The sequence below is a fragment of the Streptococcus sp. KR genome (genome assembly GCF_002238115.1).
Classification (GTDB): Bacteria; Bacillota; Bacilli; order Lactobacillales; family Streptococcaceae; genus Streptococcus.
Genome location: NZ_NGVM01000067.1, coordinates 1 through 1,179 on the forward strand (window position 1 = coordinate 1; position 1,179 = coordinate 1,179).

1 protein-coding gene and 2 pseudogenes are annotated in these 1,179 nt (G+C 40.1%); all 3 read left to right on the forward strand.

The window, feature by feature from the left end; genetic code table 11:
• A pseudogene (locus CBI42_RS10815) lies at positions 1 to 449 on the forward strand (hypothetical protein); the annotation flags it as partial.
• A gap of 12 nt (positions 450 to 461) precedes the next feature.
• A complete protein-coding gene (locus CBI42_RS10820; protein WP_070479964.1) occupies positions 462 to 980 on the forward strand; it encodes a hypothetical protein in 519 nt (172 codons plus the stop codon).
• Positions 977 to 1,179: pseudogene (locus CBI42_RS10825) on the forward strand (VirD4-like conjugal transfer protein, CD1115 family); the annotation flags it as partial. The gene CBI42_RS10820 and the pseudogene CBI42_RS10825, both read left to right, overlap by 4 nt.

Consider the following 1,179-nt stretch of genomic DNA (forward strand, 5'->3'; position numbering starts at 1 on the left):
ATTTAGGAAGAGTTTTGGTGTTATTGAGTCTAGTAGGAAGTCTGACACTTGCTGGCTTATCACTTACGCTAGTTTACCATCAAGAAAAGCAACTCTCGGCCGTATCCAAGGAACTTTCAAATCTAAAAACCATTCAGTCAAAAACAGGGGAACTAGATGCCTTTTCACGTTACTTTTTGCCAGCCCTTTACTCTGATAAAGGGAAAATGGCTGATTTCGTAGCTCCTCAATTAACGATAGATAGACAAGCAGGTCAACTGCAGTCTGTGATTTTGGAATCTAGCTTGATTGTTGATGAAGAAACTTATCAGCTAACCTATGTAGTGGCCGTGAAAGACGGTGAGAACAGAAGTCAGAAACGCTTGGTAGTTACTTTAAAGGAAGAACCTTCAGCACCTTACGGATTCCAGATTATTGCTAAGCCAGAACTATCCAATTATCCAAAATAAAGGAGGTCTTACATGGATCAAGAAAAAGTCAGTCATTCTCTGGCTTTGAAAGGAAAAGTTACCCTGGAGATGACGATACAAGCTCTGTATGCCCTCGCAAAAGCCCATTATGAAAAGAAACAACATAAGGCAGCGAACCGAACCTTTGAAGGGGAGACACGTTTTAATGATTTTATGGCCACCAAATCAAAAAAAGATGTCGAGAAGTTGTTAAATAGTGAAGTTCACTTGGCCAAGTTGAAGCATTACCTGGAGGAGTATAAGATAGGTTTTACTTATCATCAAAAAGATGGTGCAACTTATCTCTTCTTTGAAACAAAAAATCGCACCTTGGTAGAAAAGGCTCTCAAAGAGATGTTGGCAGACATCACGAAAAGCCCAGAAAAATTGGAAGAGTTTGCGAAAAAGATGCTGAAGAAACCACATGAAATGACTCCTGAAGATAAAATCAATTACTATAAGACAAATAAGGTCTATAAAGGAACGATGCCAGTAGTTACGAAGGAGATTGGGAAGGAGAAGACACGATGATTAGAAAACCTATATGGCCCTACCTGGTGGTGGGGCTATTTTCATTTGTTATTTTCCAGTGCTTTTACCATTACTACCAACTTTCGACTGCAGCAGTGCCTTTCATGGCAATGTTGCGGCTTCGTTGGTTGCTAGAACACTGGGAACGCTTCTCTTTTGGTGTTTTCTTTGATTCAGGAGCCTTATATGCAGGGTTGAT